At 62.3% G+C, this 15,958-nt stretch carries 21 protein-coding genes; 15 read left to right on the top strand and 6 right to left on the bottom strand.

What is annotated here, in order from left to right:
- Positions 1–49: 49 nt before the first annotated feature.
- The gene (locus tag FJ970_RS19910; RefSeq protein ID WP_140758703.1) at positions 50–403 is read right to left on the bottom strand and encodes a gamma-butyrobetaine hydroxylase-like domain-containing protein; all 354 of its coding nucleotides are present in this window, start codon (positions 401–403) and stop codon (positions 50–52) included.
- A 191-nt stretch (positions 404–594) separates the two neighbouring features.
- Between FJ970_RS19910 and moaA the strand changes: the two genes are divergently transcribed.
- The 12 genes from moaA to FJ970_RS19850 all read left to right on the top strand — a co-directional run bounded on the left by moaA (position 595) and on the right by FJ970_RS19850 (position 9,832).
- Positions 595–1,590 carry a GTP 3',8-cyclase MoaA gene (gene moaA / locus FJ970_RS19905; RefSeq protein WP_140758704.1) on the top strand — a complete coding sequence of 332 codons (996 nt, stop codon included), beginning with the start codon at positions 595–597 and terminating at the stop codon, positions 1,588–1,590.
- A 76-nt stretch (positions 1,591–1,666) separates the two neighbouring features.
- Complete coding sequence (locus FJ970_RS19900) at positions 1,667–2,119, top strand: hypothetical protein (RefSeq protein WP_227791858.1); 453 nt, start codon at positions 1,667–1,669, stop codon at positions 2,117–2,119.
- A 127-nt stretch (positions 2,120–2,246) separates the two neighbouring features.
- Entirely contained in the window at positions 2,247–2,606 is a 360-nt protein-coding gene (locus tag FJ970_RS19895) for a hypothetical protein (RefSeq protein ID WP_140758706.1), read from the top strand.
- Positions 2,607–2,785: 179 nt separating this feature from the next.
- Positions 2,786–3,706: a DMT family transporter gene (locus tag FJ970_RS19890; RefSeq protein WP_140758707.1), complete on the top strand. Its 921-nt coding sequence runs from the start codon at positions 2,786–2,788 to the stop codon at positions 3,704–3,706.
- A 54-nt stretch (positions 3,707–3,760) separates the two neighbouring features.
- On the top strand, positions 3,761–4,393 hold the full coding sequence (gene mobA, locus FJ970_RS19885; RefSeq protein WP_140758708.1) for a molybdenum cofactor guanylyltransferase MobA: 633 nt from the start codon (positions 3,761–3,763) through the stop codon (positions 4,391–4,393).
- On the top strand, positions 4,390–4,899 hold the full coding sequence (gene mobB, locus FJ970_RS19880) for a molybdopterin-guanine dinucleotide biosynthesis protein B (RefSeq protein WP_140758709.1): 510 nt from the start codon (positions 4,390–4,392) through the stop codon (positions 4,897–4,899). Before mobA ends, mobB begins: the two co-directional genes overlap by 4 nt.
- Positions 4,900–5,057: 158 nt before the next feature.
- Complete coding sequence (locus FJ970_RS19875; protein WP_140758710.1) at positions 5,058–5,843, top strand: ABC transporter substrate-binding protein; 786 nt, start codon at positions 5,058–5,060, stop codon at positions 5,841–5,843.
- A gap of 78 nt (positions 5,844–5,921) precedes the next feature.
- A complete protein-coding gene (locus FJ970_RS19870; RefSeq protein ID WP_127872456.1) occupies positions 5,922–6,638 on the top strand; it encodes an ABC transporter permease in 717 nt (238 codons plus the stop codon).
- A complete protein-coding gene (locus FJ970_RS19865) occupies positions 6,635–7,459 on the top strand; it encodes an ABC transporter permease (RefSeq protein ID WP_140758711.1) in 825 nt (274 codons plus the stop codon). The genes FJ970_RS19870 and FJ970_RS19865 overlap by 4 nt, the downstream gene beginning before the upstream one ends.
- A gap of 125 nt (positions 7,460–7,584) precedes the next feature.
- The gene (locus FJ970_RS19860) at positions 7,585–8,454 is read left to right on the top strand and encodes an NAD(P)-dependent oxidoreductase (RefSeq protein ID WP_140758712.1); all 870 of its coding nucleotides are present in this window, start codon (positions 7,585–7,587) and stop codon (positions 8,452–8,454) included.
- A gap of 6 nt (positions 8,455–8,460) precedes the next feature.
- A complete protein-coding gene (locus tag FJ970_RS19855) occupies positions 8,461–9,165 on the top strand; it encodes a DNA alkylation repair protein (protein ID WP_140758713.1) in 705 nt (234 codons plus the stop codon).
- Positions 9,166–9,268: 103 nt separating this feature from the next.
- Positions 9,269–9,832, top strand: coding sequence for a DUF3299 domain-containing protein (locus FJ970_RS19850; protein WP_140758714.1), 564 nt, complete (start codon positions 9,269–9,271; stop codon positions 9,830–9,832).
- Positions 9,833–9,841: 9 nt separating this feature from the next.
- Here FJ970_RS19850 and FJ970_RS19845 read toward each other — a convergent pair whose 3' ends face one another.
- The 4 genes from FJ970_RS19845 to FJ970_RS19830 form a co-directional block, all read right to left on the bottom strand.
- The gene (locus FJ970_RS19845; protein WP_006205209.1) at positions 9,842–10,333 is read right to left on the bottom strand and encodes an Lrp/AsnC family transcriptional regulator; all 492 of its coding nucleotides are present in this window, start codon (positions 10,331–10,333) and stop codon (positions 9,842–9,844) included.
- A gap of 108 nt (positions 10,334–10,441) precedes the next feature.
- Positions 10,442–11,116, bottom strand: coding sequence for a uracil-DNA glycosylase family protein (locus tag FJ970_RS19840; RefSeq protein ID WP_140758715.1), 675 nt, complete (start codon positions 11,114–11,116; stop codon positions 10,442–10,444).
- Complete coding sequence (locus FJ970_RS19835; protein WP_140758716.1) at positions 11,056–11,667, bottom strand: glutathione S-transferase; 612 nt, start codon at positions 11,665–11,667, stop codon at positions 11,056–11,058. Before FJ970_RS19835 ends, FJ970_RS19840 begins: the two co-directional genes overlap by 61 nt.
- A gap of 33 nt (positions 11,668–11,700) precedes the next feature.
- The gene (locus FJ970_RS19830) at positions 11,701–12,324 is read right to left on the bottom strand and encodes a thermonuclease family protein (protein ID WP_140758717.1); all 624 of its coding nucleotides are present in this window, start codon (positions 12,322–12,324) and stop codon (positions 11,701–11,703) included.
- A gap of 76 nt (positions 12,325–12,400) precedes the next feature.
- Here FJ970_RS19830 and FJ970_RS19825 point away from each other — a divergent pair, with 76 nt between their 5' ends.
- Together FJ970_RS19825 and FJ970_RS19820 are read left to right on the top strand one after the other, a co-directional pair.
- Positions 12,401–13,921, top strand: a complete 1,521-nt coding sequence (locus FJ970_RS19825; RefSeq protein ID WP_140758718.1) for a sensor histidine kinase — start codon at positions 12,401–12,403, stop codon at positions 13,919–13,921.
- A gap of 52 nt (positions 13,922–13,973) precedes the next feature.
- Entirely contained in the window at positions 13,974–14,501 is a 528-nt protein-coding gene (locus tag FJ970_RS19820) for a GNAT family N-acetyltransferase (protein ID WP_140758719.1), read from the top strand.
- Positions 14,502–14,521: 20 nt separating this feature from the next.
- On the opposite strand, the gene FJ970_RS19815 is transcribed toward FJ970_RS19820, so the two are convergent.
- Positions 14,522–15,520: a nicotinate-nucleotide--dimethylbenzimidazole phosphoribosyltransferase gene (locus FJ970_RS19815; RefSeq protein WP_140758720.1), complete on the bottom strand. Its 999-nt coding sequence runs from the start codon at positions 15,518–15,520 to the stop codon at positions 14,522–14,524.
- Between the two features lie 198 nt (positions 15,521–15,718).
- Here FJ970_RS19815 and FJ970_RS19810 point away from each other — a divergent pair, with 198 nt between their 5' ends.
- Positions 15,719–15,949 carry a DUF1289 domain-containing protein gene (locus FJ970_RS19810; RefSeq protein WP_140758721.1) on the top strand — a complete coding sequence of 77 codons (231 nt, stop codon included), beginning with the start codon at positions 15,719–15,721 and terminating at the stop codon, positions 15,947–15,949.
- Positions 15,950–15,958 lie beyond the last annotated feature (9 nt).

Here is a 15,958-nt window from a genome sequence, read left to right as displayed (position 1 = left end):
TCCGCCGCGCCTACTCCCGATCGATGACGTTTTGACGACGCAACGGCGGCTAACGATCGCGGCTCAAGCCTTTCTCGGCGAGTTCCGCGAGATAGACGCTCCAGCGTGCGTCCTTCTCGTGGCCAAGCGTGTGCAGGTAATTCCAGGTGAAGATGCCGGTGTCATGGAAATCGTCGAATGTGATGCGCACGGCGTAATTGCCGACCGGCTCGATCTTCAGGATGGCCACATCGCGTTTGCCGGGGACCGTCACCCTCTGTTCCGGCGAATGGCCCTGTACTTCCGCGGAAGGCGACGCCACGCGCAGCAATTCCGCCGGCAGCTCGAACGGCTGATGGCCCGGAAACGTCACGGTGAGCAGCTTGCGGTCCCTGGAGACCCTCAGTTCTTTTGGCGCTGTCATGGTCGATCCTGTCTGAATGCCCTTCCCTACGCTGCTTCGCCCCGTACGCAAAGGCGTCGACGGTGTCCGACGCGCAATGTCGGTCGGGGAATGTTACCAAAGATCGAGGCAAGCTATCTTGAATGGCGGGCTGGATCGTATCACATAGCCGTATATAACGACGCAGCTAATGGCCACGGAAACGCTCGAACATGAACATGATCGACCCCTTCGGTCGCACGATCAGCTATCTCAGAGTGTCGGTTACCGACCGCTGCGATTTCCGCTGCACCTATTGCATGGCCGAGGATATGGCCTTCCTGCCCAAGAAGGACCTGCTTTCGCTGGAAGAACTCGACCGGCTCTGCACCGTCTTCATCGAAAAGGGTGTGAAACGGTTGCGCCTCACTGGCGGTGAGCCGCTGGTGCGCAAGAACATCATGCACTTGGTGCGCCAGCTTTCGCGTCACCTCGAAAGCGGCGCGCTGGAAGAACTGACGCTGACCACCAACGGCTCGCAGCTTTCGCGCTTCGCCGCCGAGCTCGCCGATTGCGGCGTCAAACGCATCAATGTTTCGCTGGATACGCTCGATGCCGACAAGTTCCACGCCGTCACCCGGTGGGGTCATCTCGACAAGGTCATGGCCGGCATCGACGCGGCGCAGGCGGCGGGACTGAAAGTCAAGCTCAATGCGGTGGCGTTGAAGGATTTCAACGACGCCGAACTGCCCGAGATGATGCGTTGGGCGCACGGCCGGGGCATGGACCTGACCGTCATCGAGACCATGCCGATGGGCGAGATCGACGCCGACCGCACCGACCAGTATCTGCCGCTGTCGTTGCTGCGCGCTTCGCTCGAGCGCCAGTTCACGCTGACCGACATCCCGTTCAAGACCGGCGGCCCGGCCCGCTATGTCCATGTCGCCGAGACCGATGGAAAACTCGGCTTCATCACGCCGATGACGCATAATTTCTGCGAAAGCTGCAACCGGGTCAGGCTGACCTGCACGGGCACGCTCTATATGTGCCTTGGCCAGGAGGATGCGGCCGATCTGCGCGCGCCGCTGCGCGCGTCCGAAGGTAACGAACTTGTCGCCGACGCAATAGACGAAGCCATCGGCCGCAAGCCGAAAGGCCATGACTTCATCATCGACCGCCGCACCAGTCGTCCGTCGGTGTCACGGCATATGAGTGTCACGGGCGGCTGACCTTCTCGTCTGTCTGTGCGAGAATTGTCCCGCAATCATCGGCTTCGGGGCTGACATGCGGTGGCTTTTTTCAATCGTGACATTTCTCGCGGTGGTCTCGGCGAGCGCCGCGTTTGCGGCGCAGTCCACCTACGTGAACGATCGCTTCGGCACCGTCTGCACCTTTCCCGACGATATTTTCACCGATCGCCAGCCTGAACCTGAAAATGGCGACGGCCAGGTGTGGCTGAGCGCGGACGGCGCCAGCCTGACATGCTCCGGCATGTTCAATGTCGATGACGACACGCCGAAGGGATTCATTGCCGGCGAAAAGGCGAGCTATGAGCCGGGCTACGAAATCACCTACAGCAAGGCCGGCAAGGACTGGGCGGTGTTGTCGGGTGTGAAGGATGGAAAGATCTTTTATGAGCGGCGCCTGTTTGGCAGGGATGGCGTCATCCGCACCGTCTGGGTCGATTATCCGCAGGCGCTGAAATCGAAATATGACCCGCTTGTCGGCGCCATCGCCGGCAGCCTCGAGGGGCCATAAGCCGCGAGCATTTTAGCCACACCGCAAACAAATCTTTGTCCGCGAATGTCCGTCAGATTTACTGATGATGGTTTCCCGCCTAGCCTCCCTTGCGTAGCGGTTCATCGCTTTCTCGGGGGATTACATCATGCGCAACCTTCTTCTTTCCTTCGCTTTGCTCGGCCTGGCTGCCCTGCCCGCGGCTGCCCAGTCGATCGGCGGCACCTACACCGTCGCCGGCACCAATTTCGACGGTTCGTCCTATGACGGCGAAGCCACCATTACGCTGACCAGCGGGACCACCTGCGCGATCCACTGGGAGACGGGCGGCTCATCGTCGGATGGCATCTGCATGCGTAACGACAACGCATTCTCCGCCGGCTACGCAATGGGCAAGGATATCGGCCTCGTCGTCTACAAGGTCGAGGATGACGGGTCGCTGCATGGTCTGTGGACCATCGCCGGCAAGGAGGGAAATGGCACCGAGGTGCTGACCCCCAAGAAGTAGACGACGCCTCGTCTGCACCAATGTCGGGAGGCGACGCCGCCTTCCGACAGAATTCGTGCCTGATCCGGGATGATTTCGCGTCGGCGAAGATGGATATCCGGTCCTGGCCCAGCCCTTTGCCGTTGCTGTTTCATGGCGGGCTGTTACAGGCTTGCTTGCCAAAGCAACCGGTAGATGTCTTGCCCCTTTCCCCAAATCTTCGCGGTGCGTTGTTCATGGTGGTAGCCATGGTTGGCTTCACGCTCAACGACGCCATTACCAAATACGCTTCGCAGTCGATGAACATGGCGCAGGTCATGCTGATCAGGGGGGCGTTCGCCTCGCTCTTCGTCGGCCTGCTGGCTTGGCAACGCGGCGCGCTTGCCCAGCCTCGCCTGATGCTGCAGCCGCTGGTGGCGATCCGTGTGCTGGGTGAAGCGGGCGCTACGGTGTCCTTCCTGGTCGCGCTCGCGCATTTGCCGATCGGCAGCGTTTCGGCTGTCTTGCAAGCGCTGCCGCTGGCGGTGACGATGGGCGCGGCGCTGTTTTTCGGCGAAACGGTCGGCTGGCGGCGCTGGTTGGCGATCGCTGTCGGTTTTGCAGGCGTTATAATCATCGTACGTCCGGGTTTCGAGGGCTTCAGCGTCTATTCGCTGGTGGCGCTGGCATCCGTCGCGTGCTGCACGGTGCGGGACCTCGCCACCAAGCGCATTCCCAAGACCATCCCGACGATGCTGGTCTCGACCGCCACCGCGCTTGCCATGACCGTCGTCGGCGCCGTTCTGTTGACGCCGATGGGTGGCTGGACGCCAATGACCGGCAAAAGTACGGCGCTGCTGGCGCTGGCTGCGGTGCTGGTGCTGATCGGCTACCAATTCATCATCATGGCGATGCGGTCGGGCGAGATCTCCTTCATCGCGCCGTTCCGCTACACGGCGCTCCTCTGGTCGATACTGCTTGGCTTGATCGTCTTCGGCGACATTCCGGACATGCCGATGATCGCCGGCGCGACTATCGTCGTCGGCTCGGGCCTTTATGCGCTCTATCGCGAACGGGTGGTCGGCCGGCGAAGGATCGTCGCCGAAAGCACCGGGCCGTCCATGGCACCGGACGGACTCTAGCACTCCTTTGAAGCCGCTTGCGATTTCCCGCGGCTGGCGTACAGGCTGGATGGCATGAAGCGGGATATCGCGGGGATCATTCTGGCCGGTGGCCAGTCGAGACGGATGGGCGGTGGCGACAAAAGCCTGTTGCCGCTCGGCGGCGGCTGCGTGCTCGACCAGGTCCTGTCGCGGTTTGGCCGCCAGTTTGAGACCCTGGCGCTTAGCGCCAACGGCGACCCGGCACGGTTTGCCCGTTTCGGGCTGCCGGTGCTGGCCGATACCGTCGAAGGCTTTGCCGGACCACTTGCCGGAATCCTCACCGGCCTGGAATGGGCCGCTGCCGCCACCCCTTGCAAGGCGATCGTCACCGCTGCCGGCGACACGCCTTTCCTGCCGATTGATCTCGTCGATCGTCTGGCGGCGGCAGCCGGCGAACGCCCCGGTTCGATCGCCGTCGCTTTCTCGGCAGGCAGGCGGCACCCGGCCTTCGCACTATGGCCGACCGGATGCCGCGAAGCCTTGCGGCATTTCCTCGTCGATGAGGACAACAAGCGGGTTTCGGCCTTCATCGAGCGGCACGGTTACGTCGAGGTCGAGTTCCCGCTCCTGCAGTCCGCCGGACAACCAATCGATCCTTTCTTCAACATCAATGTGCCGGACGATCTTGCCCATGCCGAACACCTGTTGCAGAGCATGACGCCATGAACAGACGCATCTTCGGCATCACCGGCTGGAAAAACTCCGGCAAGACCACACTGACGGAAAAGCTGGTCGCGGAGCTTGTGCGGCGCGGCTGGAAGGTCTCGACGGTCAAACATGCCCATCATGATTTCGACATCGACAAGCCGGGCGCCGACAGCTTCCGCCATCGGCAGGCCGGCGCAACCGAGGTTGCGATCGTATCGGGCAATCGCTGGGCGTTGATGCACGAGTTGCGCGGCGAGCAAGAGCCGCCGCTGGACGCCATCCTCTCGCGGCTCGCCCCGTGCGACATCGTGCTGGTCGAAGGCTACAAGCGCGAACCCCACCGCAAGATCGAAACGAGGCGGCTGGAAGCGAAGGACCGGACGCCGCTTTCAGCGGCTGATCCCAATATTGTCGCTGTCGCCGCGGATTTCGCCGTCACCGACGAGAGCCTGCCGGTGTTCGACCTCGACGACGCAGAATCCATAGCCGACTTCATCGAGCGCACGACCGGACTCGTTGCTTGAGCTGTAACGTAACGGCAGTATCCCATTGCCGATTTTGACGGTTTTGCAGTTGCTTTTTTCTTGGAAAGAGTGGGAGTATCGGCCCAGCGGGCGGTCAAAAGCACCGCCCCACAGAGCCGTTTCGGAACGACGGCCGGGACCATAAAGAGAGGACTATCATGCGTATTGCACTGCGTATCGCGCTCGCCGCATCGGCTGCGCTGCTGACGCTCGGCGTAGCCCAGGCCCAGGAAAAGACCCTGAGGATCGGTACCGAAGGCGCCTACCCCCCATTCAACAACCTCACCGCCGATGGCCAGCTTGTCGGCTTCGACATCGACATCGCCAAGGCGCTTTGCGATGAAATGAAGGTCAAGTGCACCTTCGTCGCCCAGGACTGGGACGGCATCATTCCCGCACTTCAGGCCGGCAAGTTCGACGCGATCGTCGCCTCGATGTCGATCACGCCGGAGAGGAAGGAGAAGGTCGACTTCTCGCACAAATACTACAACACGCCGTCTGCAATCGCCGTGCCGAAGGATTCGCCGCTCAAGGGCGTGACCAAGGAAGACCTTGCCGGCAAGAGTATCGGTGTCGCCACCACGACCACCCATTTCAACTATGCCTCGAAGACCTATACCGACAGCACCGTCAAGGGCTATCCGAGCAGCCCCGAGGAACAGGCTGATCTCGCCAACGGCCGCCTCGATGCCATCGAGGACGATATCGTCGTGCTGCAGCAGTGGCTCGATTCGCCTGACGGAGCCTGCTGCAAGATCCTCGGTCAGCCCTCGCCGCAACCGGTCGAAATTTTTGGGCCTGGGGCCGGCATCGCCGTTCGAAAGGGCGAGACCGACCTGGTCAACAAGCTGAATTCCGCCATCGACGCGATCCGCGCCAACGGAAAATACAAGGAAATCAACGACAAGTACTTCAAGTTCGACGTCTACGGCGCCGAGTCCTGATAGTCTATTGCCAAGGCGGCAGGGGGATCCCCTGTCGCCTTATTCATCTCGGGAGAGCCGTGGGGATAAGACCAGTCAATGCCAGCCCAAAGCATATGGACACTGCTCAGTTGGGGACCGGAGGGCTGGAGTGACGATATTGCATATGGCGCGTTGGTCACCATCGCGCTTGCGCTTGCAACGCTGCCGATCGGCTTGACGATCGGCTTTTTCGTCGCCTGGGCCAAGCAGTCCGAAGAACCGTCGCTGCGGGTGGCCGCCAACATCTACACCACCGTGTTTCGCGGCCTGCCGGAACTGGTGACGCTGTTCCTGTTCTTCTTCGGCATGCCCATCCTGCTGCAATACGTCATCCGCCTCTTCAAGCCCGAGGCGACGATCGACGTCGACAGCTTCATCGCCGGCATGATCGTGCTGTCGCTGATCTTTTCTTCCTATGCTAGCGAGGTGTTTCTTTCCGCCTTTCGCGCCATTCCGAAGGGCCAGTATGAAGGCGGCTACGCGATCGGCCTGTCGACGTGGCTGACCATGCGCAAGGTAATCCTGCCTCAGCTGCTGCGCATCGCCTTTCCCGGCCTCGAGAATTGCTGGCTCAGCCTGCTCAAGGACACCGCCTTGGTCTCGGTCGTCAACCTCGCCGAAACCTTGCGCAACGCCGGCGTGGCCGCGCGTGTCACGAAACACGCCTTCCTGTTCTACAGCGTGGCCGCGCTGGTTTTCCTCGCTCTGGCGATCCTGTCATCGATCGCGACCGGGTTCATCTTGCGCTCGCTGGGGCGGAGAGAGGCACGATGAGCGTCAGCCAAGCTATTTCAGTTGACCGACCGCCACCGCAGGCTCGCGGCTGGCCGCGCACCCGTATCGTCGGTTACGCGCTCGTCGGCCTCTGGATTCTCTTCGGCCTCGGTATCCTCGCCTATCTCGTCTATGCCTGGAACGGCGAGTTCTTTGCCAGATATGCGCCTGCCTATCTGCAGGGACTCTGGACCACGCTGTCTCTCGTCGCGATTTCGATGGTTGCCGGTGCGATCTTTTCGCTGCCCGTCACCTATGGCCGCATGTCGAAGAACCGGTTCCTGTCCGGCCTTGCCTACTGCTACGTCTATTTCTTCCGCGGCACGCCACTGCTGGTCCAAGTCTACCTCGTCTACTATGGCCTGGGCTCTTTCCGGCTGCAGCTTGAATCCGTCGGGCTGTGGTGGTTCTTCCGCGAGGCCTTCAACTGCGGCGTCTTCGCCTTTGCGCTCAACACCGCCGCCTATCAGGCCGAGATCCTGCGCGGCGCCATCGAAAGCGTGCCCAGGGGCCAATGGGAAGGAGCCGCCTCGCTCGGCCTGCACAAGCTGCAGACGCTGCGCAAGGTTGTCCTGCCGCAGGCGTTCATCGTGGCTTTGCGCCCCTACGGCAACGAACTGGTTCTGATGATCAAGGCTTCGGCCATCGTCGCCATCATTACCGTCTACGACCTCATGGGCAACGCGAAGCTCGCCTACGCCAAATCCTTCGATTTCCAGGCCTATGTCTGGGTCGCCATCGTCTATCTGGTGATGGTCGAGATCCTGCGCCACGGCGTCGAATGGATCGAACGCCGGATCACCATCCATCTGCATCGCTGAGGCATCGCCGAACCGTTCCTGATCGGCCTGTACCAGTCGATGCGGCGGTGCGCGCCTTGACGAATTCGTCGCATGGCCTAGAGCTTCCGCAGCTGAAATCTCTATTTCCGTCGGAAGGACAAGGCATGGCATCGGTGGCATTTCTCGGTCTTGGCGTCATGGGCTATCCCATGGCCGGACACCTGAAGAACAAGGGCGTCCACGACGTCACCGTCTACAACCGCACAAGCGCCAAAGCCGAACAATGGGTCGCTCAACATGGCGGCAACTTTGCCCCGACGCCGGCCCAGGCCGCCGAGGGCAAGGATTTCGTCTTTTCCTGTGTCGGTAACGACGACGATTTGCGCTCGGTGACGACAGGCCCGGACGGCGCCTTCAAATCGATGAAGAAGGGTTCGGTCTTCATCGACAACACCACGGCTTCGGCCGAAGTCGCGCGCGAACTGGCGCAAGCCGCGCAATCGGGCGGGTTCTCATTTCTCGACGCACCGGTCTCCGGTGGCCAGGCCGGCGCCGAGAACGGCGTGCTGACCGTCATGGTCGGTGGCGACGAGGCTGCGTTCGACAGGGCCAGGCCGGTCATCGACGCCTATGCCCGTATGGTCGGGCTGATGGGGTCGGCTGGTGCCGGCCAGCTCACCAAGATGATCAACCAGATCTGCATCGCCGGACTGGTGCAGGGACTGTCGGAAGGCATCCATTTCGGCAAGAAGGCCGGGCTCGACATCGAAAAGGTGATCGAGGTGATTTCCAAGGGTGCCGCCGGCTCCTGGCAGATGGAAAACCGGCACAAGACCATGAACGCCGGAAAATATGATTTCGGTTTCGCCGTCGACTGGATGCGCAAGGATCTCGGCATCTGCCTGGCGGAAGCCGACCGCAATGGCGCCAGATTGCCCGTGACCGCGCTTGTCGACCAGTTCTACAAGGACGTGCAGGCGATGGGCGGTAAACGCTGGGACACGTCCTCGTTGCTGGCCCGGCTGGAGAAGTAGGCGCCGATGTCCCTGCCCGCTCCGAATTGGACCGCGCAGGATATCGTCGCCCATCTGCGTTCGATCGGAACCATGGAAAACTGCACCGGCATGGCGCGGTTCGGCATCAACACCGCGACCGCGCTCGGCATCGGCAATGCGGATTTACGACCCTTGGCACGCAAGGTGAAGCGCAACCATGAGCGAGCCCTGGCGCTTTGGGACAGCGGCATTCGCGAGGCGCGGCTGATGGCGGCCTTCACCGGCGAGCCGAAAAAGATCGGCATCGAAGAGTGCCGCCGCTGGGCTGGCGATTTCGATTCCTGGGAGATCGTCGACGCGGTCTCCGACCTGTTCGTGGACACGCCGTTCTGGCGCCAACTGGTCGAAGAGTTTGCCGCCGACGAGCGCGAATTCGTCCGCCGCACTGCCTTCGCCATGCTGGCATGGGCAGCCGTGCATTTAAAAAAGGAACCGGACACGATTTTCCAGGGCTATCTGCCCTTGATCGAATCTCATTCCCGCGATGAACGCAATTTCGTCAGGAAAGCGGTCAACTGGGCGCTGCGGCAGATCGGCAAACGGTCGATGAGTTTGCATGGCCCTGCCCTTGCGCTGGCGAACAGACTTGCCAACTCCACCGACAAGACGGCACGCTGGATCGGCAAGGATGCGGTGAAAGAACTTTCGCATGCCAAAACGCACGAACGCCTCGTCGCCAGAAAAATCTGACAGGGCGAGGGGTGCTGCGGCCGGTTCTCGCCGACATGTGATGTGGCTCGAGCATTGACGCCACCGACAGCGGCGTCTCTACTTGTCCGCAAAGGACGCGGCCATGAACCATTTCACTTCGATCCTGGCGCTCGCGGCCGCGCTTGCTCTCTCCACCGCAGGTGCTTCGGCCGAGACCACGCACATTTTCTGGAAGGACCTGCGTCCGGCAACCCAGGCAGTTGCCGAAGACGCCGGTCTGCCGATGATCGCGGCGAAACTGCCGGATCATGGCGAGACGCTGTCGGTTGCCCTGCAGGACAAAACGATACAATTAGCCGGCTATGCATTGCCGGTCGACCGCGACGGCGACCTCGTCTATCAGTTCCTGCTGGTGCCGTGGACGGGTGCTTGCAGCCACATGCCGACGCCGCCTCCCAACCAGATCGTGCTGGTCACGCCTGCCCGTCCCTACAAGATGTCGGAAGCCTACCAGCCGGTCGCCATTACCGGTGCCCTGAAGCCGGACATGGAGAAAAGCCAGCTGTTCATTCTCGACGGCGCCAGCGTCATCCAGTCCGGTTATACCGTGCGCAAGGCCGATGTCGTGGGCGTCGACACGGTTCCGGACTCCGTCGTATTGCCGGTGAACTCGCCCTGGAGTTTCCTCAACAAGAAGAAAAATTGACCGGCGGGATCAGGCGGCGTTCGCGCCCGACTCCTTGTCCAGCACCATGTAGTCGAGCGGGATTTCGGTCGTGTACTTGATCTGCTCCATGGCGAAGGACGACGACACGTCACGGATCTCGATCTTGGCGATCAGCCGTTTGTAGAAGGCGTCGTAGGCGGCGATGTCGGGCACCACGACGCGCAAGAGGTAATCGACGTCGCCGCTCATGCGGTAGAATTCGACCACCTCGGGAAATTCCTGGATGACCTCGGAGAACCGGCGCAGCCATTCATGGCTGTGCGAATTGGTGCGGATCGACACGAAGACGGTCACACGCACATTGACCTTTTCGTGGTCGAGAATGGCGACGCGCCGCTTGATGACGCCCTCCTCCTCCAGCTTCTGGATGCGCCGCCAGCACGGTGTGGTCGACAGGCCGACTTTCTTGGCAACGTCGGCGACCGCGAGCGTCGCGTCCTCCTGCAGAAGGCGGAGAATTTTTCGGTCAAGGCGGTCCATCGGAGGCTCCTGGTGGAATAGTTTCGCTATATTCCCTTTTATTTGGGCCATTCACAAGAAAGAAATTCTGCTACCCATGCCGAAAGCGAGTGGTTTCTTGCTGAATGCCTAACCGAGGCGATAGCGGATTTCCGACCGCAGAAAAGGCAGCAAATCCGTTTCAAACCACGGATTCTGCTTCAACCAGCCAGTGTTGCGCCAGGATGGATGTGGCAGTGGCAGCACTTTGGGGCCGACAGAATTCTCCCAGATGGCGCGCCAGTTCATCACCGTTTCCGTCAGCGAGGCGCGCCGCGCCGCGCCCATGTGCCAGGTCTGCGCATAGATGCCGATCGTCAGCACCAGGTCGATCTGCGGCATAGACGCCATCAAGGGCGCGCGCCAGGCAGGGGCGCACTCACGCCTCGGCGGCAAGTCGCTACCCTTGGCATTCTGTCCGGGAAAGCAGAAGCCCATCGGCACGATGGCGAATTTCTCGATGTCGTAGAATTCGTCGCTGGTCACACCGAGCCAGTTGCGCAGGCGGTCGCCGGACGCATCCGTGAAGGGCATGCCCGACAGGTGCACCTTGGTTCCCGGGGCCTGGCTGGCGATCAGTATGCGGGCGCTGGAGGATGGTCGCAGCACCGGACGCGGCTCGTGGGGCAGCGGCTTGCCGATGGGATCGTCGACGCAGATGCGGCAAGCGCGGACCGTCTCGGCGAACCTGTCCAGTTCGACGCTCAAGCGGCGGCACTCGGCCGGCTGGAGACGGCGTGATGCCAACGCAGCACATTGGTGCATTCCTCCGGCACCTTGATGCGTGCCGGCTTCATGAAGTCGATCGCGATCATGCCGGTGATATCGGCAATCGAATAGCTGTCGCCGGCGGCGAATTCGCGGCTGCCCAGTTCAGCGTCCAGCAGCCTGAGAAACTCCAGCGCCTTCGGCTTGTTGGCCTCGCCCCATTCGGGAATCTGCGGGATTTCCCATTCCTTCATGGCCGGATGGATGTGGCGGAAAGCCTGCGTGACGCTGCTGAGCAGGTTGAACTCCATCCGCCTCTGCCACATCTCGACCTGCGCCTTGCCAAGCGCGCCGCGCCCGAACAATGCCGGCTCGGGATAAAGCTCCTCGAAATAGCGGCAGATGGCGACGGATTCGGTGAGGATGGTGCCATCATCGAGTTCGAGAACCGGCAGGCGCTGCAGCGGATTGCGCGAACTGACCGACTGCTGCTTGTGTTCCAGCGCGCCCATGTCGACGGGCACCAACGGAACCGTGATCCCCTTCTCTGCGAGGAAAACGCGAACCCGCCGTGGGTTGGGCGCACGACCGCCGTCGAACAGCTTCATTTCGATCCTCCTTTTCGTTCCGCCAGAAACGCTTCACCAGAAGCGAATTATCTCGCGCGCCGCGTCGCCGATCGACGCCAGCGTGCCATGTTTTCGCTCCACGACCCCGCCGTGGTGGCTGTCGCGCCAGTCCTGCGGCTGGTCGAACGTACCCGCCCAGATGCCGACCCTTGCCGCGCGCGCGGTCGCTTCCTCGCCTTCGAAGTCGCCATAGGCGACGGCCCAGCCGGCCTCGACCTGGGCGCGGTTGAGGTCGGTGCCGCCGGCCTTGCAGTCGCCAAGCAACCGGCCGTAGCGATCGCGCTGCCAGCCGCTGCAGGCGACCGGCCTGCCGGCGATCAGCCGCACCAGTGACTGGCGCGCCAGCGTACCGCAGGCATAATCGGCGCCGTTCTTGCGGCAGGTCTGGGTGTATTCCGGAGCGTCGATGCCGCGCATGCGGATGCGCTCGGCGCCGAGCGTGATCGAATCGCCGTCATTGATGATGGCCGTACCTTGCGTCTTGCGTGTCTCCACCCGGTCAAGACGCGCCGCAAGCAGGATCAGCAGCCCCAGAATGATGACGGCCAGCCCGTAGTCCAGCAGCTTGCGCCACAGGCCTCTCGGGCGTGGTGCCGCGTACCGCGGGCGCGACCTCGGCGACCAGGAACGGCTCATATGGCAAACGGTTGGTTAATCATTCGAACGTAGCTTAACACCTTGAAATCGCTGCGCGCATAAATTGAAGCTTTTGATGCCCTTGCAACGCTCGAACACAGCGGACAAGTTCATTGTGGACCGCAGGAAACGGCATCGCAACAGCGATGTCGCGCGCGCGGTGCGCAAGACGCGCGACCGTCTTTCGCAGCAGGCCGGCAATCCCGATTTCGACCGCGAACTGCTGAAGCTCCACGCCCAGGCCATGACAAGCGGCGCCGTGGTCATCCCGCTGCTCGTCCTGGCGATCGCCGCGGCCGGTCGTCTGGCCGGTGTCGGCAATGAGATCGGGCTCTGGGCGTTGTTTACACTCACCTGCTATACAATAGTCGTCTTCATGGCGCGGCGCATCGAGCGTACGGAAGCTTCCGAGCTCAACCCCTTGCAAACGCGAAGGGAATTCCTGGTAGGCCATTTTCTGTGCGGTCTCGGTTGGGCCTTGTTCGTCTGGCTGGGCTGCGACACATGTCAGGTCGACCAGTTCCAGGTGGTCAAAGCCGTGGTCCTCCTGGTCGCCATGGCGGCGACCGCAGTCATGGCGTCGTCGCTGAGCGGCGCCCTGCTGGCCACTTTTGCCGTTCCCGTGGCGCTCGTTGGCTACACAGGGGTGAACTTGTGGATGCCGGTCGAGGCGGTCATGGCGGGGCTGCTGATCGTCTCCCTGCCTTTCTTTGCCTACGTGGCGCGCAACCTCAACCGTTCGTCGGTGATGATGCTGTCGTTCCGCTCCGAACGGGACGCGTTGGTGGTGGAGCTCGAGACCGCGAAATCGATGTCGGACGAGGCGCGGCGGCGGGCCGAGGACGCCAACCTGGCAAAATCGCGTTTCCTCGCTTCGATGAGCCATGAATTGCGCACGCCGCTCAACGCCATTCTCGGCTTTTCCGAGGTGATGGCGAACGAGGTTCTGGGGCCGATGAGCAATCCCACCTATCGCGACTACGCCCATGACGTGCATGATTCCGGCCAGCACCTGCTCGACCTGATCAACGAGATCCTCGACCTGTCGCGCATCGAGGCCGGCCGCTATCAGCTCAACGAGGAGCCGGTGATGTTGCTAAACATCGTCGAGGATTGCTGCCACATGATGGAGTTGAAGGCACGCAACAAGGATATCCGCGTCGTTCAGGATTTCGAACAGACATTGCCGCGGCTGTTCGCCGACGAGCGCGCCGTGCGCCAGATCGCGCTCAACCTTCTGTCCAACGCCATCAAGTTCACCGCCACCGGCGGCGAAATCCGCGTCCGGGTCGGCTGGACGGCGGGCGGCGGCCAGTACATTTCGATCAAGGACAACGGCCCCGGCATTCCCGAGGACGAGATTCCGGTCGTGCTTTCAGCCTTCGGCCAGGGTTCGATCGCCATCAAGAGCGCCGAGCAAGGCACCGGGCTTGGCCTGCCGATCGTGCAAGGGCTGCTCGCCATGCATGGCGGTGAGTTCGAGCTTCATTCCAAGCTGCGCGAGGGCACCGAGGCGATCGCCATCTTCCCGCTGAGCAGGGTGATGGAAGAACTGCCGGCGCTGCCGACCGCTGCGGTGGCCGCGCGGCGGCGGTAACGCCGCTGCAAACCTACGTCGACACGGACTGGAAGAAGGTACGCAGACCGCAATGACGGCGGAGTGGGATGCCAGCGGCCTCGAAATCAAATCGGAGCGGCTTCGCCTGAAGCTGTTTACGGCCGACGATGCAGGGGACGTCTTTGCCGCCATCACTCCCGCGATAACCCGTTTCATGCAGTGGGAACCACCTCGATCACCAACGGCTTTTGAAGAGATATGGCGATCCTGGCTTGCGCCGATCCTTGACGGATCGGATTTGCATTTCGTCGTGCGTTCGTTGACGGACGGTCGCTGTCTCGGGCTTGTCGGCCTCCACGCGGCCATGACTGCCTGTCCGGAGATCGGAATTTGGCTAAGGGAGGACGTACATGGAAACGGCATCGGCCGTGAGGCCGTTCCCGCCATGGCGGCATGGGCGTCCGAGGAATTCAATCCGGATTGCTTCGAGTATCCAGTCGCAGAAGAAAACGTGGCGAGCAGAAGGATCGCGGAAGGCCTTGGTGGATCAATAGTCGAGACACGCTCGAATTCGAAATATACCTCGGTCGTCTACCGCATTCCCAATATCCGGCGTTGACGCGCGAGGACCGGGAGATTCTAGCCCCGCACAGCCGCCGCCATGCCTGAACTGGTCAATGCCGCGGCCTTGACCAGTCCGGCTGCCAGGGCTGCTCCCGCACCTTCGCCGTGGCCGATGCCCAGGTCGAGCAGCGGACGCAATCCGAGGTGCTCGGCGGCCCTTGCATGCGCGGGCTCGGGCGACAGGCTGGCGAGAAGACAATGGTCCAACACTGCGGAATTCGCCGCATGCAGCACCGCCGCGGCCGCCGTTGCCGCGAAGCCATCGAGCAGTACCGGTATCTGCTGCATCCGCGCGGCAAGGATTGCACCGGCTATCGCCGCGAACTCGCGGCCGCCGACCCGGCGCAGCACCTCTAGCGGGTCTTCGAGATGGTGGCCGTGAAGCGCCAGCGCCGCATCGACCATTTCCGCCTTGCGGACCTGCATCGCCGCATCGGCGCCGGATCCCGGGCCAACCCAGTCGGCACCCCTGTCCCCGAACAGCGCGGCGAACAGCGCGGCGGCCACGGTGGAGTTGCCGACGCCGAGATCGCCGAGGCAAAGCAGGTCGGTGCCGCCGGCTATCGCCTCCATGCCGAAGGCCATGGTGGCGGCGCAACCGCGCTCATCGAGCGCGGCTTCCTCGGTGATGTCGCCGGTCGGGATGTGCAGGGCAAGATCGAACACCTTCAGACCGAGGTCGTTGGCAATGCAGATCTGGTTGATCGCCGCACCGCCGGCGGCGCAAAGCTCGACCGCGTTGGCGGTCGCCGCCACGGGCCTCGGCGAAATGCCATGCCTGACAACGCCATGGTTGCCGGCAAAGACAGCCATCAAGGGCCTGGTCACGGCAGGCGGAGCGCGACCGCTCCATGCCGCGAGCCACGCGGCGATGTCCTCGACGCGACCAAGCGAATTCTCCGGCTTGTCGGCCTTGGCGAACAGCGTGCGCACGCGTGCCTCGGCTTTGAGGTCGGCAGCCGGCAAATTGTCCAGCAGGTTGCGGAAATCGTCGAAAGGCAGTGCACTGGTCATGTCGCGAACAATCGTTCCTGGATCAGAGGAGCGGCATAGCTGCCTTGCGCGGTCGGCACAACCTCCTCGATCGTCTGTCCTGATTTGCCGCAAAGGCGGCCACGGAAGGCGCTATCGCGAGGGCTTGCATTGGCTTTGCCGTTGCACCATGTGGAGGTGGAAGAGCGGATTCCGGACCGGGTCCCTCGAGAGAAAGTCATGACGGCCATCGAATCTCCCTGCATCCTGGTCTGTTCGATCGATATGAAAACCGGATTCTGCTTCGGTTGCGGCCGCACGCGCGAGGAGATCGGCGCCTGGATGGGGATGACGCCGGACATACGCCGCAGCGTGATGGCCGAACTGCCGGCCCGGCTGGAAACCGTCGAGCGCCGGCCGCGCCGGGAAACGCGCCGCACCCGCATGGCGCGTGAACGCGACGCACCCTAGCGAGGACGG

The organism is Mesorhizobium sp. B2-1-8, from assembly GCF_006442545.2.
In the GTDB taxonomy this organism is placed as follows: Bacteria; Pseudomonadota; Alphaproteobacteria; order Rhizobiales; family Rhizobiaceae; genus Mesorhizobium.
This window is presented reverse-complemented; position numbering and strand designations above follow the sequence as displayed.